The 23708-nt window shown below is 67.3% G+C and carries 22 protein-coding genes; 11 read left to right on the top strand and 11 right to left on the bottom strand.

Annotated elements, in window-relative coordinates; translation table 11 throughout:
• Window positions 1-20: 20 nt before the first annotated feature.
• The 3 genes from rsmI to IPM49_12590 are packed head-to-tail and all read right to left on the bottom strand — an operon-like array spanning window position 21 to window position 2646.
• Entirely contained in the window at window positions 21-695 is a 675-nt protein-coding gene (rsmI, locus tag IPM49_12600; GenBank protein ID MBK9275361.1) for a 16S rRNA (cytidine(1402)-2'-O)-methyltransferase, read from the bottom strand.
• Window positions 692-1957, bottom strand: coding sequence for a Zn-dependent exopeptidase M28 (locus tag IPM49_12595; protein MBK9275360.1), 1266 nt, complete (start codon window positions 1955-1957; stop codon window positions 692-694). The genes rsmI and IPM49_12595 overlap by 4 nt, the downstream gene beginning before the upstream one ends.
• On the bottom strand, window positions 1957-2646 hold the full coding sequence (locus tag IPM49_12590) for a hypothetical protein (protein ID MBK9275359.1): 690 nt from the start codon (window positions 2644-2646) through the stop codon (window positions 1957-1959). The genes IPM49_12595 and IPM49_12590 overlap by 1 nt, the downstream gene beginning before the upstream one ends.
• Window positions 2647-2729: 83 nt before the next feature.
• Between IPM49_12590 and IPM49_12585 the strand changes: the two genes are divergently transcribed.
• The 5 genes from IPM49_12585 (at window position 2730) to IPM49_12565 (ending at window position 10342) form a co-directional block, all read left to right on the top strand.
• Window positions 2730-3344: a thymidine kinase gene (locus IPM49_12585; protein ID MBK9275358.1), complete on the top strand. Its 615-nt coding sequence runs from the start codon at window positions 2730-2732 to the stop codon at window positions 3342-3344.
• Window positions 3345-3358: 14 nt separating this feature from the next.
• A complete protein-coding gene (locus tag IPM49_12580) occupies window positions 3359-5812 on the top strand; it encodes a bifunctional UDP-N-acetylmuramoyl-tripeptide:D-alanyl-D-alanine ligase/alanine racemase (protein ID MBK9275357.1) in 2454 nt (817 codons plus the stop codon).
• Window positions 5813-5920: 108 nt separating this feature from the next.
• Window positions 5921-8554 carry a S8 family serine peptidase gene (locus tag IPM49_12575; protein MBK9275356.1) on the top strand — a complete coding sequence of 878 codons (2634 nt, stop codon included), beginning with the start codon at window positions 5921-5923 and terminating at the stop codon, window positions 8552-8554.
• A gap of 38 nt (window positions 8555-8592) precedes the next feature.
• The gene (locus IPM49_12570; GenBank protein ID MBK9275355.1) at window positions 8593-9351 is read left to right on the top strand and encodes a glycosyltransferase family 2 protein; all 759 of its coding nucleotides are present in this window, start codon (window positions 8593-8595) and stop codon (window positions 9349-9351) included.
• The gene (locus tag IPM49_12565; GenBank protein ID MBK9275354.1) at window positions 9335-10342 is read left to right on the top strand and encodes a glycosyltransferase family 9 protein; all 1008 of its coding nucleotides are present in this window, start codon (window positions 9335-9337) and stop codon (window positions 10340-10342) included. Before IPM49_12570 ends, IPM49_12565 begins: the two co-directional genes overlap by 17 nt.
• Here IPM49_12565 and IPM49_12560 read toward each other — a convergent pair.
• From IPM49_12560 to IPM49_12535, 6 genes are read right to left on the bottom strand one after another with little or no spacing between them, the layout of a single operon-like run.
• On the bottom strand, window positions 10284-11912 hold the full coding sequence (locus IPM49_12560; GenBank protein ID MBK9275353.1) for an O-antigen ligase family protein: 1629 nt from the start codon (window positions 11910-11912) through the stop codon (window positions 10284-10286). The genes IPM49_12565 and IPM49_12560 overlap by 59 nt on opposite strands.
• A gap of 4 nt (window positions 11913-11916) precedes the next feature.
• Window positions 11917-13584: a S41 family peptidase gene (locus IPM49_12555; GenBank protein ID MBK9275352.1), complete on the bottom strand. Its 1668-nt coding sequence runs from the start codon at window positions 13582-13584 to the stop codon at window positions 11917-11919.
• Window positions 13585-13599: 15 nt separating this feature from the next.
• Window positions 13600-13821, bottom strand: coding sequence for a membrane protein insertion efficiency factor YidD (gene yidD / locus IPM49_12550; protein MBK9275351.1), 222 nt, complete (start codon window positions 13819-13821; stop codon window positions 13600-13602).
• Window positions 13814-14197, bottom strand: coding sequence for a ribonuclease P protein component (locus IPM49_12545; GenBank protein MBK9275350.1), 384 nt, complete (start codon window positions 14195-14197; stop codon window positions 13814-13816). The genes yidD and IPM49_12545 overlap by 8 nt, the downstream gene beginning before the upstream one ends.
• A 53-nt stretch (window positions 14198-14250) precedes the next feature.
• Window positions 14251-15000, bottom strand: coding sequence for a uroporphyrinogen-III synthase (locus IPM49_12540; GenBank protein ID MBK9275349.1), 750 nt, complete (start codon window positions 14998-15000; stop codon window positions 14251-14253).
• 10 nt (window positions 15001-15010) lie between these two features.
• Entirely contained in the window at window positions 15011-15691 is a 681-nt protein-coding gene (locus IPM49_12535) for a DUF4271 domain-containing protein (protein ID MBK9275348.1), read from the bottom strand.
• 95 nt (window positions 15692-15786) lie between these two features.
• Here IPM49_12535 and IPM49_12530 point away from each other — a divergent pair, with 95 nt between their 5' ends.
• Complete coding sequence (locus IPM49_12530) at window positions 15787-17007, top strand: acyl-CoA dehydrogenase family protein (GenBank protein MBK9275347.1); 1221 nt, start codon at window positions 15787-15789, stop codon at window positions 17005-17007.
• Window positions 17008-17158: 151 nt separating this feature from the next.
• Window positions 17159-17776 (top strand): T9SS type A sorting domain-containing protein, encoded by a 618-nt coding sequence (locus tag IPM49_12525; GenBank protein MBK9275346.1) that lies wholly within the window; start codon window positions 17159-17161, stop codon window positions 17774-17776.
• A 63-nt stretch (window positions 17777-17839) separates the two neighbouring features.
• Here the strand turns inward: IPM49_12525 and IPM49_12520 are convergent, their stop codons facing one another.
• Both IPM49_12520 and IPM49_12515 read right to left on the bottom strand, forming a co-directional pair.
• The gene (locus IPM49_12520) at window positions 17840-18289 is read right to left on the bottom strand and encodes a hypothetical protein (GenBank protein MBK9275345.1); all 450 of its coding nucleotides are present in this window, start codon (window positions 18287-18289) and stop codon (window positions 17840-17842) included.
• Between the two features lie 94 nt (window positions 18290-18383).
• Window positions 18384-18803, bottom strand: a complete 420-nt coding sequence (locus IPM49_12515) for an STAS/SEC14 domain-containing protein (GenBank protein MBK9275344.1) — start codon at window positions 18801-18803, stop codon at window positions 18384-18386.
• Window positions 18804-18930: 127 nt separating this feature from the next.
• Here IPM49_12515 and IPM49_12510 point away from each other — a divergent pair, with 127 nt between their 5' ends.
• From IPM49_12510 to IPM49_12495, 4 genes are read left to right on the top strand one after another with little or no spacing between them, the layout of a single operon-like run.
• Entirely contained in the window at window positions 18931-20379 is a 1449-nt protein-coding gene (locus IPM49_12510; GenBank protein ID MBK9275343.1) for an MBOAT family protein, read from the top strand.
• The gene (locus tag IPM49_12505; protein MBK9275342.1) at window positions 20379-21314 is read left to right on the top strand and encodes a hypothetical protein; all 936 of its coding nucleotides are present in this window, start codon (window positions 20379-20381) and stop codon (window positions 21312-21314) included. Before IPM49_12510 ends, IPM49_12505 begins: the two co-directional genes overlap by 1 nt.
• Window positions 21311-22780, top strand: coding sequence for an MBOAT family protein (locus IPM49_12500; protein MBK9275341.1), 1470 nt, complete (start codon window positions 21311-21313; stop codon window positions 22778-22780). The genes IPM49_12505 and IPM49_12500 overlap by 4 nt, the downstream gene beginning before the upstream one ends.
• Window positions 22781-23698 (top strand): hypothetical protein, encoded by a 918-nt coding sequence (locus IPM49_12495; protein ID MBK9275340.1) that lies wholly within the window; start codon window positions 22781-22783, stop codon window positions 23696-23698.
• Window positions 23699-23708: the final 10 nt, after the last annotated feature.

Raw genomic sequence — 23708 nt, 5'->3', positions numbered from 1 at the left:
GGTGGTGGTGGGCAGGGACATCATGGGGCGCCACCCACGCACACCACGAACTCACCGCGCGGTGCGTGCGCGGCGAAGTGCACCCGCAGTTCGGCGATGCTGCCTCGGACATGTTCCTCGTGCAGTTTGCTGATCTCGCGGCTCGCGCAGGCGGGCCGGTCCGCACCCATCACCCCGGCCAGTTCGTCGAGCAATCGTTGAAGGCGGTGCGGGCTCTCGTAGAGCACGATGGTGCGGGGTTCGTCGCGCAAGGCCTCCAGGCGGGTTCGGCGGCCCTTCTTCTGGGGGAGAAAGCCCTCGAACACGAAGCGGTCGCACGGCAGGCCGCTGCACACCAGCGCGGGCACGAAGGCCGTGGGGCCGGGCAGGCACTCCACATCGATGCCGGCCCTCACGGCGGCGCGCACCAGGAGGAATCCCGGATCGCTGATGCCCGGGGTGCCCGCATCGCTCACCAGTGCCAGGCGTTCGCCCCGGGCCAGCCGGGCGATGAGCTGCTCCACCACCCGGTGCTCGTTCACGGTGTGGAAACTGACGAGCGGCCTGGCGATGCCCAGATGCTGAAGCAGGCGGCCGCTCACCCGCGTGTCCTCGGCCACCACGGCGTCCGCTTCCGCCAATACGCGTTGTGCACGGATGGTGATGTCCTCCAGGTTGCCGATCGGGGTCGGCACCACGATCAGGCGCCCGCTCACTTCAGCCCGTTGATCAGGTCCACCAAGGAGAGATACACGTCGTGGTAGTCGGTGAGCGGCAGCGTCTCCGCGCGGTCGAACACGTCGTGGTAGGCCGCAATGCCGCCCAATGTGTAGATGAAGATGGCCGGTACGCCACGCTTCACGAAGGGGCAGTGGTCGCTGTTGCACGCCGGCCCCCGCGGCTTCACCTGCGCCAGCCGGCCCGTGGCCGCGTTGCCCGCCACCATGGCATCGAAGACCTCCTGCTGGGCCGTGGCGTTCACCACCGTGATCCCCTCGTCACCGGTGCCCATCAGGTCCAGGTTGATCAGCAGCTTCACGGCACCGAGGTCGAACGCCCGGTCCACCGCGCACCATTCGCTCCCCACCAGGCCGGCCTCCTCGCCGGCGAACGCGATGAAGAGCATGTCGTACTGCGGCTTCGCCCGGGCATAGTGGGTGGCGAGGTTCACCAGCATGCTCACGCCGCTGGCGTTGTCGTTGGCCCCGGGAAAGAGCACATCCGGCCCCATGCGGCCCAGATGGTCGTAGTGGGCGGTCACCACCACCAGATTCCTGCTGCTGCGCCCCTTCACCAGGCCCCACACGTTGCGCGCGTGGTGCGTGCGCATCCGGTTGGTCACACGCAGGTCGATCACCGCGGCACTGTCGTTCCACGCCTCTGCGGCGAGCTCCAGCAGGGGGTATCGCGCGGCCTGCTGGGATACACCCCAGGTGAGCTTGCCGGCCGCCTTGCGCAGCACCGGTCCGTAGTGGAGCAGGTCGGCCTGTACGCTGCGCACCAGCTCCAATGAATCGGCACTGCGCACCACCGGCAGGTGCAAGGCGATGGCCCTGCCGGTGACCACGCCCATGGTCATGGCGCGTCGTTCCGGGGTGGCCAGGTCGTTGAGCGTGAGGTGAACCACGTCGTAGCGGCCCGTCGCACTTCCCGATCCGGGGTCGACGAGGAAGTCGATCCCGGGCCGGAGCGGTGCATCGTCCACGGTGAGCTTCACACTATCCGGGAAGGTGTTCACCGGAAAGCTGAAGGGCTCGAACCGGCTCTCGCGGACCCGGTGCAGGCCCAGGCGGTCGAACTCGGCGGCGATGAGCTCGGCGGCGAGGCTGTCACCTCCGTTCACATAACCGCGGCCATGCAGCGCAGGCGAGGCGAGGGTGTCCACCCAACGGCGGGCGTTGGCCAGCACGGCGGCGGCGTCCTGTGCGGTGGCGGGCATGGCCACGAGCGCCAGGAGAGGAAGGTGGAGGATGCGCATCAGCGGTGACGACGTTCCACGAGTTCCAGAAAGGCTTGAAGTGCCTCGGGGTCCGGGGCCTTCTTCAGCCTTCCGAGCTGCTCCTTCACCAAGCGGCGTGCCTCGTCGCCATCCGCGGCGGTGTTGATGGCCTCCACACCCTGCTCGAAGGCCACGCGGTCCCCTCCGAAGAGTTCGGCCACGAACCAGAACTTCTGGCTGAGCGCGATGGCCTTGGACAGGTCGGGGATGGGCGCCTCGCCCAACTTGTCGGCCACGCTCTTGGGCCGATCGCCCGCCCCTGATGCGGGCTTCCCGGCACGCGGCCGCACAGGGGCGGATTCCGTCTCGGCGATGGCGTCGATCAAGGAGGTCTGCCGGATCTCAGCGCGGGTGTCCAGCCGGATCACGGGAGCAACGGGCGGAACCGGTGTTCTCGGAGGACCGTTCTCCTTGGGTTCCGCCGCGGGTGGTCCAGCGGGCGGTTCGGCCGCCAGGGCCAGCGCTGCGGCAGGCGGGTGCGGTCGCTCACCTTCGCGGGCCTTGTGGCGCAGCACCACGAGGCGCTCGTACAGTTCCCGCGCATCATCGCAGGCCTGCTCGAGGCCCGCCACGTTCAAGTTCCCCTTCTCCAGTGCCCGTTCGGCCTCGATCAAGGCCTTCACGAGGTCCTGGATCCTCTTGTACCGCTTGTCATCCACCTTCTGCATGGCCCAAGGTCCAACGCGAAGATGCCTATTTTCGTGCCGGGGCGCAAACCCATGTGCGCCCCGTCCCCCTAGGCCCCGCCGCAATGTTCCTGGAGCGCGTCCGCAGCCAAGCCCCCGGCAAGGGCTGGATCGAAGTGATCTGCGGCTCCATGTTCAGCGGCAAGACCGAAGAGCTGATCCGCCGGCTGCGCCGCGCGGAGTTCGCCCGTCAGAAGGTGGAGATCTTCAAGCCGAGCGTGGACACCCGCTACGCGGACACCGAGGTGGTGAGCCATGACGCCACCAGCATCCGAAGCACCCCCGTGCCCAACAGCAGCAACCTGCTTCTGCTGGCCGCCGACATCGACGTGGTGGGCATCGACGAGGCCCAGTTCTTCGACGAGGGTCTCCCGCAGGTCTGCGCCCAGCTCGCCAACAGCGGGGTGCGGGTGATCGCCGCCGGATTGGACATGGACTTCCAAGGCCGGCCCTTCGGCCCCATGCCGCACCTGATGGCCATCGCCGAACACGTTTCGAAGGTGCACGCCATCTGCGTGCATTGCGGACAGCTGGCCACGTTCAGCCATCGCACCCACGCGAGCACCGACCTCATCCACCTGGGGGAGACCGATAGCTACGTGCCCTTGTGCCGCGGCTGCTTCGAGGCGGCCCGCCAGGACCAGGACGCACCGGCCCGACAGGTGGCCGTCCGCCGATGATGGGGCCGCACCTGTTGAGCCGCATCGCCGAGGCCGTGGGCGGTGTGTTGCACGCACCGTTGGGCGATGCCCCTGTCACCGACCTTGTCCTGGACTCACGCCGGCCGCACCTGTCGCCCGACGCCCTGTTCGTGGCCCTCCGGGGCGAGCGCCACGACGGACACCGCTATCTGCCCGACCTGGTGGCGCGTGGAGTGCGCAACGCCCTGGTGAGCACCGCCCCACCTGCGGAGCTGCGTGAGCAGCTCAACACCATCAACGTGCGGGACACCCTGGATGCGCTGCAGCGGCTGGCGGCCTGGCATCGCGGTCACTTCCACGGGCCCGTGGTGGGCATCACGGGCAGCAACGGCAAGACCGTGGTGAAGGAGTGGCTGGCCCGATCACTGGGCCGCGAGGAGCACATCGCGCGGAGCCCGGGCAGCTGGAACAGCCAGGTCGGCGTGCCGTTGAGCGTGTGGGGGCTGCGCGAGGGCCATACCCTCGGCCTGTTCGAGGCGGGCATCAGCCGACCCGGGGAGATGGCCCGGCTGCGCCCCATCATCCGCCCCACCATCGGGGTGTTCACCAGCCTTGGCCCGGCCCACGGCGAGAACTTCACCACCGATCGCGCGAAGGCGCTGGAGAAGCTGGAGCTCTTCCGCGAGGCGCAGGTGCTGGTGTATCCGCAGGACATCGCCACGCTGCACGCCGCGGTGAAGGAGCTGCACCTCGACCAGCATCTGCTGACCCGCACGTGGTCGCGGGAGGGTTCGGCCTACGTGCATCTGCTCCGCGAGGAGCGTGTGGAGGGCGGGCTGCGGCTCACCGTGGCGCACGACGCGGACGTGTTCGCCGTGCATCTGCCTTTCGACGACCATGCGAGCGTGGCCAACGCGCTGACCTGCATGACACTGTTGCTGCATCTGGGCCGCACGCCAGGCTGGCTGCAGGAACACATTCCCCAATTGCATCCGGTGGCCATGCGCCTGGAGCTGCTGGACGGGGTGAACGGCAGCCTGCTGATCAACGACGCGTACAGCAACGACACCGCCTCACTGGCGATCGCACTGGACCATCTGTCCGCACACGCCGCCGACCGGGAGCGGATCGTGGTGCTGGGCGACATCCATGAGAGCGGCGAAGCTCAGGACGGGCTGTATGACCGGGTGGCAGGCCTGTTGCACCGCGCCCGGGTGGAACGGCTGCTGGGGGTGGGGCCGCAGCTCACCGCCCAAGCCGCGCGGTTCGGTCCGCATGCACGCTTCTTCCCGGATGCGGACGCCCTGCTGCACGAGGTGCCCACGGATGCGCTGCGCGATGCCGCGGTGCTGGTGAAAGGGGCCCGCAGCCTGGGCCTTGAGCGTGTGGTGGAACGCTGGCAGCGACAGGTGCACGGCACCGTGCTGGAGATCGACCTGGAGGCCGTGCGCCACAACCTGAACCACTTCCGCGGACTGCTGCGGCCCGGCACCGGGGTGCTGGCCATGGTGAAGGCCTTCGGCTACGGCAGTGGCGCCACCGAGTTGGCGCGGCTTTTCGCCTACGAGCGGGTGGACATGCTGGGCGTGGCCTACGCGGACGAAGGCATCGCCCTGCGCCAGGAAGGCATCACCCTGCCCATCCTGGTGATGAACCCCGAACCCGTGCCCCACGAGGTGATGCATCGCTTCCGCCTGGAACCGGTGGTGTACGATCTGCGTTCGCTGCACGCCGCCATCGACCATGGCCGGTCGCATGCCGACGCGCCGGCGGTGCACCTGAAGATCGACACCGGCATGCATCGACTGGGGTTCGACCCCGACCACCTGGGAGCGGCGATCGAGGCGCTGCGGCACGCCCCCTTCCTGCGGGTGGCCACCCTGTTCAGCCATTTCGCCGCCAGCGAGGATCCCGCCCACGATGCCTTCACCCGCGACCAGCTGGCCCGGTTCACCGCCGCCGCCGACCGTGTGGAGGCCGTGCTGACGCACCGACCGAAGCGCCACATCGCCAATTCGGCCGGCATCAGCCGCTTCCCTGAGGCGCACCTGGACCTGGTGCGGCCCGGCATCGGCCTGCATGGCGTGGGCTTCGATGCCACCGAGAGCGCCAAGCTGCGGCCCGCAGCCCGGCTCCTCACCACCATCGCCCAGGTGAAGGAGGTGCGCGCAGGGGACAGCGTGGGGTACGGGCGCCGCCATCGCGCGAACGCACCCCAGCGCATCGCCGTGCTGCCGATCGGCTACGCCGACGGCCTGTTCAGGAGCCTGGGCCACGGCGTGGGACATGTGCGCATCCACGGCCGATCCGCAGCCTTCGTGGGCGGCATCTGCATGGACATGTGCATGGTGGATGTCACGGAGATCTCCTGCCAGGCGGGCGACCCGGTGGTCGTGTTCGGCCCCGATCGCCCATTGCAGGACCATGCCCGGGACATGGGCACCATTCCCTACGAAGCCTTGACCGCCGTGAGCCAGCGGGTGAAACGGGTCTTCGTGCAGGGCTAGCGACAGCCTTCCAAGCTCCGGGGGCAGGGCGTCCGATCCACGGGCAGCCCTCGGGTGTTGTTCAGGCGTCCTTCGGGTACATTCGCGCCCCGGAACCACGTCCCTGTCATGAAGAACCTGCTACTCTCCTTCGCCACGGCCCTGTTGATCCCTGCGTTGTTGCAGGCCCAGGCCCAACAACCGGCCTATCTCCCCGGCGATGTGCTCGTCATGCTGCAGCCCGGCGCCGATGTCGCCGCCATCGCCGAGGACCTGCGTGTGGTGGACGGGCTTCCCACCACCCTCCGCGTGGTGAGGCAGGTGAGCGCTCCCCTGCGCTCCTGGCTGCTCCACTATGACCAACCCGCCCTGCCCCAGCAGGTGATGCTGCGCGCCGTGCAGCGCCACCGTGCCACCCTCCAGGCCCAGAACAACCATGTGGTGACCGAGCGTGTGGTGCCCAACGACCCGCAGTTCGGCCAGCAATGGCATCATGTGAACCCCAACGATGCCGACATCGACAGCGACCTGGCCTGGGACATCACCACCGGCGGGGTGACCGCGGCGGGCGATACCATCGTGGTGTGCATCATCGAGAACGCCGACCTGCCCCACCCCGACCTGATCGGCAACGCGTGGTTCAATTTCCAGGAGATCCCCAACGATGGGATCGACAACGATGCGAACGGCTATGTCGACGACCGCCGTGGCTGGAACCCTGCGGGCAACAACGACAACGTGTACGGAGGCGGACATGGCACCCAGGTGGCCGGCATGATCGGCGCCAAGGGCAACAACGGCACGGCGGTGAGCGGCGCCAACTGGAACGTGAAGATGATGGTCGTGGACTACGCCGGCGTGGCCGAGAGCGATGTGCTGGCTGCCTACACCTATCCCCTGGTGATGCGGCGCCTGTACAACCAGACCGGCGGGAACAAGGGCGCCTTCGTGGTGGCCACCAATGCCAGCTGGGGCATCAATTACGGCGACCCGGCCGACTCGCCGCTGTGGTGCGCGATGTATGATACCCTGGGAACGGCCGGCGTGCTGAACTGCGGGGCCACCGCCAACCTGAACATCAACATCGATGTGGAAGGCGACCTGCCCACCGCCTGCCCCAGCCCCTTCATGGTGAGCGTGACGGCCACGAACAACAACGACCAGCGCACCTTCAGCGGTTACGGCGCCACCACCATCGACGTGGGCGCACCGGGCGAGGACGTGGTGACCACCAGCATCGGCGGGGGCACGGGCAGCACCAGCGGCACCAGCTTCGCCAGCCCGCTCACCGCCGGGGTCATCGGCCTGCTGTACAGCGCCCCGTGCGCCACCCTGGGCGCCCTGGCCCAGGCCGACCCGGAGGCTGCCGCCCTGTATGTGCGCGACAAGCTCTTCGAAGGCGTGGACCAAGTGGGCAACCTGCCCGGCAACACCGTCACCGGTGGCCGCATCAACGCCTTCAACAGCCTGCAGGCCATCATGGCCGGCTGCGGTCCCTGCCCGCCACCCTATGACCTCAACGCGGAGAACGTGGCCATCGGCGATGTGATGTTCTCCTGGGGCAGCACGGCCACAGGCCCCTTCACGGTGCAATACCGACCGGTGGGCAGCAGCACCTGGACCACCCAGGCCGGTCTGATCAACCTGGCCTTCATGGCCTCCGGCCTCACCCCGTGCACACCCTACGAGTTCCAGGTGATCGCCGAATGCGACACCCTCACCAGCGACCCCAGCGCCCTGTTCACCTGGACCACCGAGGGATGCTGCGCACCCCCGGACGGCCTGAGCGCGGGCTTCGCAGGGGACAACATCGCCAATGTGCTCTGGACCGCGGTGCTCGCCGCCTCCTCCTACGAGGTGGAAGTGAGCCCTGCCGGTGCCGGGAACTGGACCAGCTATCCGGGGATCATCAACACCAGCTTCGAGATCCCCGGCCTTGCCCCCTGCTCCGCCTATGACGTTCGGGTGCGCTCGGTCTGCAATGGGAACCCGACCGCATGGAGCTCGACCATCACCGTGCAGACCACGGGTTGTGGTGCCTGCGTGGACAACACCTACTGCCCCTCGGAGAGCGCGGATGCCAGCGAGGAGTGGATCGCGAACGTCTCCCTCGGCACCATCAACAACACCACCGGTTCGGACGCCGGGTACGGGGACTACACCACACAATCCACCTCGCTCAGCCTTGGCGGAAGCCATCCCATCTCCCTCACCCCGGGCTATGATGGATTCGCCTACGATGAGTATTTCACCGTGTGGATCGACCTGGACCAGGACGGCGCCTTCACCACCACGGGCGAGCTCGTGTACAGCTCACCGGTGGCCAACGGCACGGTGAGCGGCAACATCACCATCCCGGCCTGGGCCACCCCCGGCAGCACCCGCATGCGGTTGATCATGGTCTATGACGCGGCCGCCACCTCGGGTTGTGAGGACGGGTATGACTTCGGCGAGACGGAGGACTATTGCGTGACCCTCGTGGATCCCAACACCGGCATCGCCGAGCTTTCCGCGGGCGTGATGGTGCAGCACTTCCCGGACCCTGCCGACCGCGATGTCTTCTTCAACGTGTACGGCGTGACCGGACAAGGACCAGTGACGATCGAACTGCTGGACAACGCCGGACAGGTCGTCGAACGCCGCAGCTCCGCCAACGGACGGATCACGCTCACCACCGCCTGGTTGGCCGATGGCCTGTACTTCTACCGTGCCGTGCAGAATGGTCGTGAGCTGGGCCGGGGCAAGTTGATGGTCGCCCACTGAGCGTCGCGCTGCCCGGACGGTCGGCTAACTTCCGCCCGATGGGCATCTCGGCGGTCATCATCACGCGCAACGAGGAGGCCAACATCGCCCGCTGTCTCACCGGCCTTGCCGGCCTTGTGCAGGAGGTGGTGGTGGTGGACGCCGATAGCACCGATGGGACACGGCGCATCGCCGAGGCCCATGGCGCGCGCGTAGTGACGCGCACGTGGACCAACTACAGCGACCAGAAGAACTTCGCCAACGGCCTGGCCGCGAACGCCTACATCCTGAGCGTGGATGCGGACGAGGTGCCCTCGCCCGAACTGGCCCAATCCATCGTTGAAGCCACCGGCAGGGGCCTGCATGGCGCCTACCGGATGAACCGGCTCACGAACTACTGCGGGACCTGGGTGCGGCATGGGGGCTGGTACCCGGATACCAAGACCAGGCTCTTCCCGAAGGGCGGCGCGCGCTGGACGGGCGACCATGTGCATGAGGTCCTCGAGCTCGATCCCGGAACGCCGGAACGGCTTCTGACGGGCGACCTGCTGCACTACAGCTACTCCTCCCTGGACGCGCACCGCGCACGCATCGAACGGTACAGCGACCTGCACGCACAAGCCCTGTATAAAGCCGGGAAGCGGGCCGGACCGGTGAAGCGATGGCTCTCGCCCGCCGCCAAGTTCCTCCAGGGCTATCTGCTCCAGGCGGGCTTCCTGGACGGTGCGGCCGGATGGCACATCGCCACCCTGAGCGCCCGCGCGGTGTGGTTGAAATACGCCAAGCTCCACGCCCTGCACCATGCCGACCCCGCCTGAGCACATCATCCTCAGCCGGCCGGACAGCATCGGCGATGTGATGCTCAGCCTGCCCCTGGCTGGACTGCTCAAGGAGCGGTATCCGGGCGTTCGCATCACCTTCATCTGCCGCGCATACACCGCGCCCGTGCTCCGCTGCTGCCGTCACGTGGACCGCGTGCTCACGCTGGAGGAGCTGGCAGGCGGTGATGCCGTTCACGCACTGCGGGCCGTGAACGCCGATGTGCTGGTGCATGTGTTCCCGCACCGCACCGTGGCCCGATGGGCGAAGGCCGCAAGGATCCCCATGCGCATCGGCACCTCGCATCGCTGGTGGCATTGGACGACCTGCACCCACCGGGTGGCCTTCAGCCGGCGCAGGAGCGGGCTGCACGAGGCCCAGCTGAACACCATGCTCCTGCGCCCGCTCGGGATGATGGGCACGCCCGACCTGGACCGCCTGGCCGAACACACCGGCTTCACGCCCCCGCCGCCCACCCTGCTTCCGGCCGACCTGACCCCGATCGCCGCCCGCACGGTGATCCTCCATCCCGGTTCACAGGGCAGTGCGGTGGAGTGGGGACTTGACAACTTTGCGGCGCTGATGCACCGGCTCCATTCCATCGGCATCCGCACCGTGGTGACCGGCACGGCCACCGAGGCCGAACGCTACCGGCCACAGCTTCCCTGGAACGATCCCCTGGCCGTGGACGCCGGTGGCCGGCTGAGCCTCGAGCAGCTGGTGGCCCTGATCGGCAGCGCGGACGGCCTGGTGGCAGCGAGCACAGGACCATTGCACATCGCTGCGGCCTGCGGCATCCGGGCCGTGGGTCTGTTCGCGCCGCGACGCCCCATCCACCCGGGCCGATGGGCCCCGATCGGACGCGACGCCCATGCCCTGGTGTTCGATCCCGCCTGCCCGACCTGCCGGGCGGGTCGCGCATGCGACTGCATCACACGGATCGCTCCGGAACGCGTGGCGGTGCTGCTTGAAGCCCTGCCTGCGCGTTGAGCCAGCGCCCGCCGAACACGAACAGTGCGGCGTACAACGCGAAGAAGGTCGCCCCGGTCTGGGTCTCCAGCGTATCCTCCGTGAGGCAGGACACGAGGAAGATCGCGGACCAGGCGATGAAGACCGGATGGCGCCAGGCGCGGTACGCCACCACCGGCGCAGTCCAGCACGCCAGGATGAACAGCAGGCCCGGCAGACCGAAGGTGATGAGCAAGGTGAGGTATTCGTTGTGCGCACGGTTCCTCCAAGCCCTGTCCAACGGACTGCGTACCTCGTCGTACGCCTGGGCGAACGCCGGCCGTGTATCCCCCGTGCCCACACCCGTCCACAGATGCCCGTGTGCGATCCGCCAGCCGGTGCGCCAATAGACCAGCCTCATGGTGAGGCTGTGCCCATTGGGATCGCCCGTGGCCCTGAACCGGTCAAGCTCCATGCGCAGCTGCTCCACCCGGGCCACCAGCAAGGGCCGTCTGCCCGTGCGCACATTGGGGAGGCCCTGCTCGATCCGTCGCACGTCCTCATCGCTCAGGGCGAGCAAGGCCACGGAATCCTTGCGCAGCCCCATGCTGGCGAGGTAGCGCACCAGCGTGCCGCGCAGCAGCTGGCCCCGCTCGTCCTTGCCATACAGACCAAGCCTGCTGCGCCTCGCCCAGCCCCGTTCGAGCTCCTCCTTGGCCACATACACCCAGACCGGGTTGCCGTTCTCCCATTGCGGGTCGGCGACATCGTGGTAGTAGGGCTCACCACCGGCGCTCCGGACCTCCAGGTCCTGCAGATGAAGGGTGGGTTGCGGTCGCGGCCACAACAGACCGAGCATCGCCAGCAGCGCCGCTGTGGGGAGCAGCACAAGAAGGACCCGGACCGGCCTGCGCACCAGCGGTCGTGCACCGTCCACACGGCGCCAGGCCAACGCCACCAGCGCGGCGGACAAGGCGCCCAGCCCGCTGAGGCTGCCGATGCCCATGAGGAACCCCACGGCCCACAGCGCGGCAGCCACATGCATCGCCCGCATCCACCGCTGGGCCGGTCGGTCCAGAATGAACACACAGGCCGCGAGCGCGAGGAGCAGCCCCAACCGGACGTGGCTGATGAAGATGCTGACCGCCCGATGATCGCCGCTCTGGAGATGCCCGCCGGCCACGATCAGACACACCACCGTGCTGGCCACCACGCTCCAGGCCCCGGTGCGCAGCACATCGCGGATGGCCCGCCCGCCCATGGGCGGCGAGGTGGACAGCACCACCCCGAACACGAGCACCGGGAGCAGGATCCGCGTGAGGTCCATCGCCCATGCACGGTCCTCGGACCACAGGATGCCCGCCGCGTGAAGCAGAAAGGGGGCGATGAACGCCAAGGACCACCGGTCGGTGAAGGCCTGCCTGAACCGTCGGCCCAGATCGCCGGAGGCCAGGCCCTCGCCCAGCCAGCCCAGCACCATCAGGATCTGCGCATTGCTGAGCAGCACATTGTTCCACGGCAGGGCGGCCGCTGCGATGAACAGGCCGGCCATGCGCACCAGGCCGAAGCGCCGCACCCAGGGTCCCGCAGGAACGCCCGCGGCCATCCGCATCCGCTCAGGGCTTGGTGCCGGCCAGGATGCCGGTGTATCCACCGTCGGTAAGGACCTTCACGGCGGCCTGCACATATGGATCGGTGACGAGCGCCGCCTTGGCCCGGCCGGTCTGCAGATCGTACCGCGACACGATCTCGTTCCGCAGCATCTCCTCCACATCCGTGCGGAACAGATCGAGCTCTTCGGCCGGATCGGGCGCCAGCTCCTTCTTCAGCTCCTCAAAGGCCTTCTGGGCATGGCCGTAGTACCGCTCCTTGCGCGCCACCTCCTCCAGCTTGGCGTAGGCCTGCATGCTCTCCGTGTCGTAGGTGAAGCTGCGTGACCGGGCGAACTCCGTGAAGCGGTGGTACAGCTCATCGTCGATCGCGAAGCGCTCGGGCGGACCGATGCTGTCATGCGTGCGTCGGTAGTCGGTGGCGAAATCGAACAGGATGTCCTCGGCATAGAGACCGCCCACCACTTTGGCCAGCTCGGGTTCGGTGACGGCCACATCCGGCAGGATGCCCCGCCCATCGTACACCGTGCGACCGTTCCGGGTCTGGAAGGCCACCAGGTTCGTATCCGTGCGCACGGTGGCCTTCCCGCTGCTGTCCCGGTGGGCGTAGTCCAACTTCTGGATGCAGCGGCCGCTGGGGATGTAGTACTTGGCCACGGTGACCTTCAGCTTGCTGTTGTAGAACAGGTCGCGCGTCTGCTGCACGAGGCCCTTGCCGAAGGTGCGCTCACCGACCACCACCGCGCGGTCGAGGTCCTGAAGGGCCCCGCTGACGATCTCGCTGGCGCTCGCCGAACCACCGTCCACCAGCACCACCAGCGGAACGGTCGCGTCCTCCGGCTCACTGAGCGTGCGGTAGCTCTTGTCCCACTCGGCGATGCGCCCCTTGGTCTCCACCACGGGTTCGTTCTTGGGCACGAAGAGGTTGACGATGTTCACCGCCTCGCGCAGCAGGCCGCCACCATTGCCACGCAGGTCGAGGATGAGGTGGCGCGCACCGTCCTGCTTGAGCTGTTTCATGGCGCTGCGCACATCGGCGCTGGCGGTCTGTGTGAAGCTGTTGAGCTTGATGTAGCCCACCATGTGCGTGGCATCCACGATGCCCTTGTAGGGCACGTCGGGGATCTTGATCTCCTCGCGGGTGAGGACCTTCTCCACGGGCTCGGCTTCGCCGCGCTTGAGCAGCACGCGCACCGGGGTGCCGGCCTGGCCCTTCAACAGCTTGCTCACGTCCTCGGTATCCAATCCGCGGATCTTGCGCCCGTCCACCTCCACGATCTCATCACCGGCCCAGATGCCCGCCTTGGCCGCCGGGAAACCCTCATAGGGTTCGCTGATCACCATGCCATCGCCCTGGCGCTTGATGAGCGCGCCGATCCCCCCGTACTGGCCCGTCGTCTGGAACCGGTACTCCTCGATATCGCTCTCCGGGATGTACTGCGTGTACGGGTCCAGCGAGGAGAGCATGGCGTCGATGCCCGTCTTCATCAGGGTGCCCGGCTTGGTGTCCTCCACGTAGTACACGTTCAGCTCCTTGTAGAGCTCGGTGAAGATCTCCAGGTTCTTGGAGATCTCGAAGTAGTTGTCGCCCGCGGCGATGGTGAGGGCGCCGGAGGCGGCGAGGGCGCCGCCGATGATCCACGTGCGTAGGCGGGGGGTGCGGGGTACGTTCATGGAAGGGATGAGGCTTCAGGGGACGGGGTCGTGGCCATGGCCGCCCCAGGGATGACAAGATAGGAAGCGCTTGAGGGTGAGCCAGCCACCACGGAAGGGGCCATGGCGGCGCAAGGCCTCCACGCCATACGCGCTGCAGCTGGGCGTGTACCGGCAGGCGCCGGGCAGCAGCGGCGAGAGGGCGGACTGGTAGAACCGGATGAGGCCGATCATGGCGGCGGTGAGCAGCCTACGCATGTTCCTTGAACCAACGGTCCAACGCGCGGATCATTTTGCCCTCCACCTCGGCATAGGCGGGCACGGTGCGCCCCTGAAGCACGAAGAGCCAGGCGCACGAGCGGCCGAGCTGCTGCAACCGGTCGTGGTAGGCCTGCTTGTGCAGCCGGTAGGCTTCGCGCATGCGGCGGCGCGCCTTGTTTCGGTCCACGGCGCGGGGGAGGTTGCGCTTGGGCACGGCGAAGGCCACCTGGGCGGGAACGGGGGCGTCGAGCTCCATGAACAGGCCGGTGAGGCGGAAGGGCGGCACGTGCACCGAGCGCCCCTCGGCGATCAGCCGCTGGAGGCGGGGACGGCCACGAAGGCGCTCCTGCTTGGGGAAGGTATAACGCTCCATGCCGGACGGATCGGCCCGAAAGGCCGGGACGTTGGCCCCGTGACGTCCGGGGCCTATTTCTTCTTCCCGAGCCGCTTGATGTACAGCTCGATGGCGCCGGTCATGCTCGGGGCCTCGGGCAGCGGGGCCTCGATGTCGAGCCGCAGACCGGCATCGCGCACCGCCTTGCTGGTCGTGGGACCGAACGCCGCGATGATGGTCCCGTTCTGATCGAACTTCGGGAAGTTCTTGAACAGGCTTTCGATCCCCGCCGGGCTGAAGAACACCAGCATGTCGTATTTCAGGTTCTTCAGGTCGCTAAGGTCGCTGGCCACCGTACGGTAGAACACCGCGTTGGTGTACTTCACCCCCGCCTTGTCGAGCAGCGCGGGGATCTCCTGCTTCTGGATGTCGCTGCACGGCACCAGGTACACCTCGTCCTTGTGCTTCCGGATCACGTCCAGCAGGTCCTGGAAGGTGTTCTTGCCGATGAAGACCTTCCGCTTGCGGTAGACGATGTACTTCTGCACGTAGTAGGCGACGCTCTCACTGACGCAGAAGTACTTCATGCCCTCCGGCACGTTGAGCCGGAGCTCCTTGCACATGCGGAAGAAGTGGTCAACCGCGTTGCGGCTGGTGAGCACGATCGCGGTGTGGTCCAGGATGTTGATGCGCTCCTGGCGGAAGTCCTGCGCCGGAACCGCCTCCACCTTGATGAACGGCTTGAAGTCGATCTTCAGGCCGTACTTCCTGCCGAGCTCGTGGTACGGGGACTTGACGTCCGTGGGTTCCGGCTGCGAAACGAGGATGGTCTTGATCTTCAAGGCCGCTCGATTAGGGGAGTTGGAACGCGGATGGGCCGGAACGCTGAAGGGTCTGGAGAACGAGGAACACAGGCAGGATCTCGGCGGCGCAAAGGTACAGGAAAATGTGCCTGAGCGGGACCCCTGCGGATCGCCCGATGAGCACCGCTCGGCCCCATCGCAGCAGCACGATCACCGCAGCGACCACCCCTCCCACCGGCAGGAGCACGGCCCTCATCTCCGGCCGAAAGGCCACCAGCACCGCCACGGGCAGCAGGGCCGCCCCCAGCACCAGGTGGTTGAGCACCATGGCATGGGTGTACTCCTCCAGGCCCCCATCCCCTTGGAAGAGCCAGCTCAAGGCCCGGAGGACGAACACCTGCGCGAACACCAGCACGATCAGCAGGGCCACCACCCCGCCATAGCCCAGCGGCCCCGCACCCACGATGCCGCGCATCACCAGGGCCTGCTGAACGAACAACGCGAGCCCGGCAAGCAGCGCCGCCAACAGCCCCAGCATCGAGCGGTCCTGCAGATCGATGTCCTCCCTCAGGCTGCGCCGACTGATCCGCGCGCGGAACGCCCCGTCCAGGATGAGGCCCCATTTCCGGGGGGAAACGACGTTCGTCCAGGCCAGCTGAACGGCCACGGCCAGCAGGACCAGCACCACCCAATCGGCGCTCAAGGGGTCGTGTGTCCGCGGTTCGCCCATGGCCGGCGGGCAAAGGTATCCGGCGGCGCGGGGGTGGGCGTGCTACTTTTGCAGCCCGGTGCGCGGCCTCCCCGCCACCGCGAACCCCCCTTCGCATGTCCACCACTTCCGCCAACGGCACCACGGCCAAGGCCGCCACCGACCTGTTCCAGAGCCACGACCACTACCTGGTGGACGAGCTGCTCACCGAGGAGCAGAAGCTGATCCGCGACACCGCGCGCAAGCACGTGAGCAAGCACCTCAAGCCGATCATCGAGGAGCGCTTCGAGCAGGCCACCTTCAGCAAGGACATCATCCCCGGCCTGGCCGACATCGGGGCCTTCGGCCCGTTCGTTCCGGCGGAATACGGCGGCCCCGGGCTGGACCAGATCAGCTACGGCCTCATCATGCAGGAGATCGAGCGCTGCGACAGTGGCCTGCGCAGCCTGTGCAGCGTGCAGGGCTCTTTGGCCATGTATCCCATCTGGAAGTACGGCAGCGAGGAGCAGAAGAAGAAGTGGCTGCCCGACATGGTGCAGGGGAGGAAGATCGGTTGCTTCGGCCTCACCGAGCCCGATTTCGGCAGCAACCCCGGCGGCATGGTCACCACCTTCAAGGACATGGGCGACCACTACCTGCTGAACGGCGCCAAGATGTGGATCAGCAACGCGCCCTTCGCCGACCTGGCCATCGTGTGGGCCAAGGCCGAGAACACCGAGGGCCGCATCCATGGCCTCATCGTCGAGCGCGGCATGGAGGGCTTCACCACGCCCACCACGCACGGCAAGCTCAGCCTGCGCGCCAGCCCCACGGGTGAGCTCGTGTTCGACAACGTGAAGGTGCCCAAGGGCAACCTGCTCCCGAACAAGAGCGGACTGGGCGCCCCCATGGGCTGCCTGGACAGCGCGCGCTACGGCATCGCCTGGGGCACGCTGGGCGTGGCCATGGAGTGCTATGATGTGGCGCTGCGCTACAGCAAACAGCGCATCCAGTTCGGCAAGCCCATCGGAGCCTTCCAGCTCACGCAGAAGAAACTGGCCGAGATGATCTCCGAGATCACCAAGGCCCAGTTGCTCACCTGGCGCCTGGGCGTGCTGCGCAGCGAAGGCCGCGCCACCACCCAGCAGATCAGCATGGCCAAGCGCAACAACGTGCACCTCGCGCTCACCGTGGCGCGTGAGGCCCGCCAGATCCTCGGCGGGATGGGCATCACCAACGAGTATCCCATCATGCGCCACATGATGAACCTGGAGAGCGTGGTGACCTACGAGGGCACGCACGACATCCACCTGCTGATCACCGGCGCCGAGGTCACCGGCATTCCGGCGTTCAAGTAAGGGCGCACAGGCATCCTGCCTGTGCCATACGACACTCGCTCGCAGGGCATCCCAAGGGATGCCCTGCGCCCGTTCAGATCACACATCGACCTGTTCACGCGCGCATCGCGCGTTCGCCTCCACGACCCATCGGCCCGGGTAGCTTCACCGTATGAAGCGGTTCCGAAGCCTTGCGGTGCTCCTGGTCCTCGCCCTGTTCATGGGCGGCGCGACCGCACAGACCACGCTCACCACCTACTACGTCATCCCGCCCACCAACGGGTGCGATGGCGTGTGGGCCTTCGGACCGTACTCGGCCTTGTGGAGCACCTGTTCAGGTCCCTACACATGGTTCTTCGATCCGCCCGGTTGTGTGGATGGCTCGCAGTGGGGACAGCCCATTCCGTTGAACGTGGTCGGCGACACCATCCTCATGGACCTCTGCTCGCAGCCGTGTGACTTTCTCTTCTACGCGGACACGGGTTTGTGCGTGGTATGCATCTGCGGTCCGCTCATTCCCACGACCGTCGCTGACGCGGATCCGGGAATCGACCTCTCCATCGGCCCGAACCCTGTCCCGGCAAGCGCGCCCACGCTTCAGCTCCGCACCACTTGGAGCGGACCGCTGTTCGTGCAGGTGCTCGATCTTGCCGGGCTGTCGCTCGTGCAGGTCACTGTGCAAGATGGGCCGGCGGAACTTGACCTGAGCAGCATCCCTGCGGGCGCCTACCTGCTGCTGGTCAGGGACGAGCGCGGGCGCATGCGCACGCACAGGTTCGGGATCGAGTGACCAGCGGGCTGGCGGCGGGATGCCTCGACCACGACCGGACCCGCGATCGCCGACCCGTTCCGATCAGGCGCGGCCCAGCAGCTTCTGCAGCCGCCCGATGAACTTCGCCTCGCTGGCGTTCACCCCGGCGGAGGCTTGGGCGATGGCGTCAGCGGTGCGCAGGATGAGGTCCCTGGTCCACGCATCATAGCGTTCGGGTTCGCGCAACAGGTCGGCCTCGAAGGTGGCGAAGGCCTCCTCCGCACCCATGCCGCTGCGATGCGCTTCATCAAAGGCGATGTCCATGTAGCGCACACTGGCCACACCTGCTTCGTCCAACGTGGGGTCGGTCGCCATCCAATGCTGCATCATCATGTCCTGGAACGCCTTGAGCTCGACCTGCACCACCGTTCGATCGCTGGCCGCGATGCCGTAGAACAGAACACCCAGGCTTGAGTAGCGGTCCTCGTAGGTGATCTGATGGGATCCGTGCGGTTCGGTGAGCTCCGTGTTCATGGTGTGGGGTGTAGGCAAGCGCCAAGATACCGCTGAACGCACCAGGCCCGCACGATCGCCCGTCGGTCGACACGTCGGACAGGAGCCGGCCCTCCGGTGCAGCGGCCGGCCATCAACCCTCCTCCTGGATCACCTCGGCCAACTGCTGCAGCAACCACCCGCGCGCTTCGGCCTCCTCATTGAACACCTGCGTGCGGAACACCGTGGGGAAGTAGGTGAAGAACAGCTTGGTGACCATTTCCGCCATGCTGTCGTGCACCACCACCGCCAGGGCGCGCAGGGTGTCCTGTCCACGCTCCGGACCGAAGTGGTCCACCCCGGTGACCTCCATGTCGAAGTCCATGTCCCGGGGGATGATGCTGAGCATGACACACGGCTTTCCCCCGGCCAGCTCAAGCCGTGCACGCTTGTTCTCCGCGAAGCCGGGCAGGTCGATCCGTTCACCGGGGCGGTAGCGCTGCTCGATGAAGCCCGGGCGCACCAGGGTGATGGTGGCGATGCGTGTCTCGATGCTGCGTGGTTCGAAACGCATGGCCTTCGAAAGATAACGCTCCCGTTCCGGGCATCGACAGGTAGCTTTGGCACTGCGTCCGGTGGTCCGCTTCCCCCGGAACCCGCGACCCCACCGGCCCGTACAAGCCGTTCCCCGCGCCTCCCGCATGCTCTTCAACTCGATCGACTTCGCGGTCTTCCTCCCGATCGTGTTCCTCCTGTACTGGGGTGTGTTCCGGCGTTCGGTGCCCTGGCGCAACGCCTTCCTCATCCTGGCCGGCTGCGTGTTCTACGGCTGGTGGGACTGGCGATTCCTGGGGCTGTGGCTGTTCACCGCGGGGGTGGACTACCTGGTGGCGCTGGCCCTGGCGCGCACCGAGGCTCCCTCGCGGCGCACGCTCCTGATGGGGCTGAGCCTGACGGCCAACCTGGGGCTCCTGGGCTTCTTCAAGTACTACGACTTCTTCCTGCAGAGCTTCGTGGACGCGTTCACGCTGCTGGGGCGGCCCATCGATGCACGACCGCTCGGGCTGGTGCTGCCCGTGGGCATCAGCTTCTACACCTTCCAGAGCCTGAGCTACACCTTCGACGTGTACCGCAGGCAGCTGCCCGCCGTGCGCGAGGCCACCACCTTCTTCGCCTTCGTGAGCTTCTTCCCCCAGCTGCTGGCCGGTCCCATCGAGCGCGCCCGGCACATGCTGCCGCAGTTCGGCACCGAGCGCCGCTTCAACGAGGCGTCCGCCTACGACGGCGTGCGCCAGATGCTCTGGGGCCTCTTCAAGAAGGTGGTGGTGGCCGACAACTGCGCCGCGTTCGTGAACCCCGTGTTCGGCGCGCACGAGGCGCACGATGGCAGCACCCTTGCCCTGGCGGTGGTGCTGTTCGCCTTCCAGATCTATGGTGACTTCAGCGGCTACAGCGACATCGCCATCGGCTGCGCGCGCCTCTTCGGCTTCGAGCTGATGCGCAACTTCGCCTACCCCTACTTCAGCCGCGACATCGCCGAGTTCTGGCGCCGCTGGCACATCAGCCTCAGCACCTGGTTCCGCGACTACCTCTACATCCCCCTGGGCGGAAGCCGCGGTGGCAAGGCCCGCACCGTGCGCAATGTGCTCATCATCTTCCTGGTGAGCGGCTTCTGGCACGGCGCCAATTGGACCTTCGTGGCCTGGGGCGCGGTGAACGGCCTGCTCTTCCTGCCCCTGCTGCTGCGCGACACGCACCACGCCATGAGCGATACGGTGGCCGCTGGTCGCGTGCTGCCCAGCGCCCGCGAAGCGCTGCAACTGCTCGCCACCTTCCTGCTGGCCTGCTTCGCCTGGACCTTCTTCCGCGCGGAGAGCATGGCCCAGGCCTTCGACATCCTGGGGGCCATCGCCTCGCCCACGCTGCTGCACGCACCGGCCCTGGCCGACAAGAAGATCCTGGCCTTCGCCCTGCTCGGCATCGGCATCACGCTCGCGCTGGAATGGCTGGCCCGTGAACGGCAGTACGGGCTGCAGCTCGACGGGCTGCTCCCCGTTCCCGTACGCCGGCTGGTGTACTATGGCCTCATCGCCGTGCTCACCCTCACCGCTCCGCTCGGCGGCGGCGAGTTCATCTACTTCCAGTTCTGATGGTGGGCCGCTTCATCCTCCGCTGCGTGCTGCTGGGCCTGCCCGCCCTGGCGATCCCCCTCGCCTACCTGCTGCTGCTGCGCGACACCGTGCCGGCACCCCGCATCACCAACAACATCGCCCTCAACGAGAAGCTCGCCTTCGTGCGCGAGCACTTCGCCGACGGGGTGGACGTGCTGGCCGTGGGCTCCTCCATGACGCTGAACAATCTGGCCAGCGCCGGCGTCGTGGCCCATTTCGGCACGGAACGCTATGTGAACGCCGCGGCCTGGGGCCTTGGCGCGGCCGAGCTCCCGGTGCTGGGCACCCTGCTCACCGACCACCTGCGCCCGCACACCGTGCTGGTGGCCACCAACCTGATGGACTTCCGCAGTGCCGGGCGCCAGCTGGGCACCGACAGCGCGGCCATGGCGCACTTCATGGATGGGGAACCCCTGTGGATGAGCTACCTGCGGTATTGGGACGCGCCCTACCTGCTGCGCCAGGCGGAGGCCAACCGGATCCGTTTCCACGACCCCGGCAACTACGAATACCTGGGCTTCGACGCCCACGGCGGCGCCACACTGGACGTGCCTGCCGACCGCATCGACCGCACGCGCTTCAACGAAACACCGCCGGGCGCCGGCCAGCTGGATGACGCCCGCTACGCGGCCCTCGCCCACTTCGCCGGCTGGCTGAAGCAACGCGGTGTGAGGCTGGTGGTGGTGCAATGCGCCTACCGCGACGGCCTGCGCACCCCGGCGCTCGATACCCTTCAGCGGACCCATGTCGACCGCCTGCGCACCATGCTGGAGCCCTTGGGGCACACCGTGATCGACGGCAACGCCCACCGCTGGCCGGATGCGCTGTACGTGGATGGCAGCCACCTGGGCCGTGCCGGTGCGGCGCAGTTCACCGACATTTGCCTCCCGCCGCGCGGCGCGGGGGGCCGATGATCTTCAACTCGATCGCCTTCCTGGTCTTCTTCGTGGTGGTGACCACCACGTACCATCTGCTGCCGCACCGCTGGCGCTGGCCGATGCTGCTGGCGGCCAGCTGCTGGTTCTACATGGCCTTCGTGCCGGTGTACATCCTCATCCTGGCCTTCACCATCGCGGTGGACTTCGGGGCCGGGCTGTTGATCGAACGCAGCGAGGGTGTGGTGCGCAGGCGCTGGCTCATCGCCAGCATCGTGGCCAACGTGGGCGTGCTCGCCATCTTCAAGTACTACGGCTTCCTCACGGAGAACATCGAGGCCATGGTGCAGGCCGCGGGCTGGGCAGGCTACAGCATCCCCGACCTGGGCATCATCCTGCCCATCGGCCTCAGCTTCCACACCTTCCAGAGCCTGAGCTACACCATCGAGGTGTACTACGGCCGCCAGCGCGCCGAACGCCACCTGGGGATCTTCAGCCTGTATGTGATGTTCTATCCCCAGCTCGTGGCCGGCCCCATCGAGCGCCCGGGCAACCTGCTGCGGCAGCTGCATCTGCCCATGGCCTTCGATCCCGGCCTGCTGGCCAGCGGGCTCCGTCTCATGGCCTGGGGGTTCTTCAAGAAGATCATGATCGCCGACCGCGTGGGGGCCATGGTGGACCACGTGTACGACGCACCGTACAGCCACGACGGCCCGGCGCTCATCCTGGCCTCACTGCTCTTCGCGGTGCAGATCTACTGCGACTTCAGCGGCTACAGCGACATCGCCCTCGGCGCCGCGCGCTGCCTGGGCATCGACCTGATGCGCAACTTCCGCACGCCATACGCCAGCACCAGCATCAGCGAGTTCTGGCGCCGCTGGCACATCAGCCTCAGCACCTGGTTCCGCGATTACGTGTACATCCCGCTGGGGGGCAACCGTGTGCTGACCTGGCGCCGCTATTACAACCTGCTCATCACCTTCCTGCTGAGCGGCCTGTGGCACGGCGCGGCCTGGACCTACATCATCTGGGGCGGCCTGCATGGCCTGTTCCTCATCGGGGCCATCGTCTCCGAAGGCGGAAGGACGCGCCTGGGGCAGCTGCTCGGACTGCCCCGCTGGCCCCGCCTGCAGATGGCCCAACAGGTGATCACCACCTTCCTGCTGGTGGACCTGGCCTGGATCTTCTTCCGCGCCAACAGCGTGCAGGACGCCTTCCACATCGTGGGCCACCTCTTCACGGGTCTGGACGGGTTCCTCACGGCCGATGCCTTCAGCCTGTGGGCACCGCTCGTGGGCGCCGGGCGCGGTGAGATGCTGCTCGCCGCGGCGGCGATCGCGGCCATGGAAGGGGTGCAATGGCTGGACCGCCGGAAGGGCGCCACCGTCTGGCTGGCCGAACGCAGCGCCTGGCAGCGCTGGGCCCTGTACACCGGCCTCATCGGCAGCATCATCTTCCTGGGCAGCTACTACCACACCTCGCCCTTCATCTACTTCCAGTTCTAGATGAGCACCCGCCGCCTCTTCCGTTGGATCGCCGCGCTGGCCATGCCCTTCGCGCTGGTCTTCGGCACCGTGCTGGTGGTGGACCCCTACACCTACTTCGACCGTTCGCACCTCATCCCCGAGGCGCTCAAGCGCAAGAACCTCTACCATGACGGGCGCACCATGCCCTTCAGCAACCTGCTGTGGAAGCTGATCGAGCTGCGGCGCGCTCCGCAGGACAGGATCCTGCTCGGCGATTCGCGCCTCTCGCACTTCGACCTGGACCACTTGCAGACGGTCTGCGGCCACCGCTACTACAACCTCGGCGTACCCGGCGGCAACACACGCACCCTGGCCGACCTGTTCACCTTCGCCGCCCGGGCACCGCTGAAAGAGGTGGTGGTCCAGGTGTCGTTCCGCGGCATGAACCGCGGCATGGACTGGGACCTGTACAGCGAGCCCCGGCTGCTGCTGGACCAGCCCTTCCTGTACCTGAGCAACCGCCGCGTGCTGGAGGCCACCCTGCTGAACCTGCGCAGCGCCTTGCTGCCCTCCACCGTGCAGTACGATGCCCTGCCGCCCGACCATTGGCAGCGCGTGCTGGAGATGGAGCGCACGAACGCGAACGGCTTCTCGCTGGACAGCGCCGCGTTCGGGCGCTTGGAACGCATCGCCGCACGGTGCGCCGCGATGGGCTGCTCCCTCCGGTTCGTGGAGTATCCCACCCATCCGGAGGTGCAGCGCATCTATGCCGAGGCCGGCCTTGAGCCGCTGCGCGCGACCTACCTGGAGCGCCTCCGCGAACTGGCGCCGGTGATCGACCTGGACCGTCCCGGCCTCTTCCCGATGGACAAGGCCCTGTGGCGCGACCCCCTGCACCTCACCACCGAGGCGCAGCGTGCCGTGATCGATACGGTGTGGAGCGGAGGCGCCCACTGATCGCGCCCCT

This window comes from Flavobacteriales bacterium, assembly GCA_016715895.1.
Taxonomy (GTDB): Bacteria; Bacteroidota; Bacteroidia; order Flavobacteriales_F; family PHOS-HE28; genus PHOS-HE28.
The sequence above is the reverse complement of the archived record's forward strand: the minus strand, read 5'-3'. Positions and strand labels throughout refer to the sequence as shown.

Coding starts and splice junctions, on each gene's coding strand:
- IPM49_12575 (MBK9275356.1), top strand. CDS start 5,921: ATGAAGAACCTGCTACTCTCCTTCGCCACGGCCCTGTTGATCCCTGCG.
- IPM49_12590 (MBK9275359.1), bottom strand. CDS start 2,646: ATGCAGAAGGTGGATGACAAGCGGTACAAGAGGATCCAGGACCTCGTG.
- IPM49_12515 (MBK9275344.1), bottom strand. CDS start 18,803: ATGCGTTTCGAACCACGCAGCATCGAGACACGCATCGCCACCATCACC.
- IPM49_12595 (MBK9275360.1), bottom strand. CDS start 1,957: ATGCGCATCCTCCACCTTCCTCTCCTGGCGCTCGTGGCCATGCCCGCC.
- IPM49_12555 (MBK9275352.1), bottom strand. CDS start 13,584: ATGAACGTACCCCGCACCCCCCGCCTACGCACGTGGATCATCGGCGGC.
- IPM49_12500 (MBK9275341.1), top strand. CDS start 21,311: ATGATCTTCAACTCGATCGCCTTCCTGGTCTTCTTCGTGGTGGTGACC.
- IPM49_12545 (MBK9275350.1), bottom strand. CDS start 14,197: ATGGAGCGTTATACCTTCCCCAAGCAGGAGCGCCTTCGTGGCCGTCCC.
- IPM49_12560 (MBK9275353.1), bottom strand. CDS start 11,912: ATGCGGATGGCCGCGGGCGTTCCTGCGGGACCCTGGGTGCGGCGCTTC.
- IPM49_12510 (MBK9275343.1), top strand. CDS start 18,931: ATGCTCTTCAACTCGATCGACTTCGCGGTCTTCCTCCCGATCGTGTTC.
- IPM49_12585 (MBK9275358.1), top strand. CDS start 2,730: ATGTTCCTGGAGCGCGTCCGCAGCCAAGCCCCCGGCAAGGGCTGGATC.
- IPM49_12530 (MBK9275347.1), top strand. CDS start 15,787: ATGTCCACCACTTCCGCCAACGGCACCACGGCCAAGGCCGCCACCGAC.
- IPM49_12565 (MBK9275354.1), top strand. CDS start 9,335: ATGCCGACCCCGCCTGAGCACATCATCCTCAGCCGGCCGGACAGCATC.
- IPM49_12535 (MBK9275348.1), bottom strand. CDS start 15,691: ATGGGCGAACCGCGGACACACGACCCCTTGAGCGCCGATTGGGTGGTG.
- IPM49_12570 (MBK9275355.1), top strand. CDS start 8,593: ATGGGCATCTCGGCGGTCATCATCACGCGCAACGAGGAGGCCAACATC.
- yidD (MBK9275351.1), bottom strand. CDS start 13,821: ATGCGTAGGCTGCTCACCGCCGCCATGATCGGCCTCATCCGGTTCTAC.
- IPM49_12505 (MBK9275342.1), top strand. CDS start 20,379: ATGGTGGGCCGCTTCATCCTCCGCTGCGTGCTGCTGGGCCTGCCCGCC.
- IPM49_12525 (MBK9275346.1), top strand. CDS start 17,159: ATGAAGCGGTTCCGAAGCCTTGCGGTGCTCCTGGTCCTCGCCCTGTTC.
- IPM49_12495 (MBK9275340.1), top strand. CDS start 22,781: ATGAGCACCCGCCGCCTCTTCCGTTGGATCGCCGCGCTGGCCATGCCC.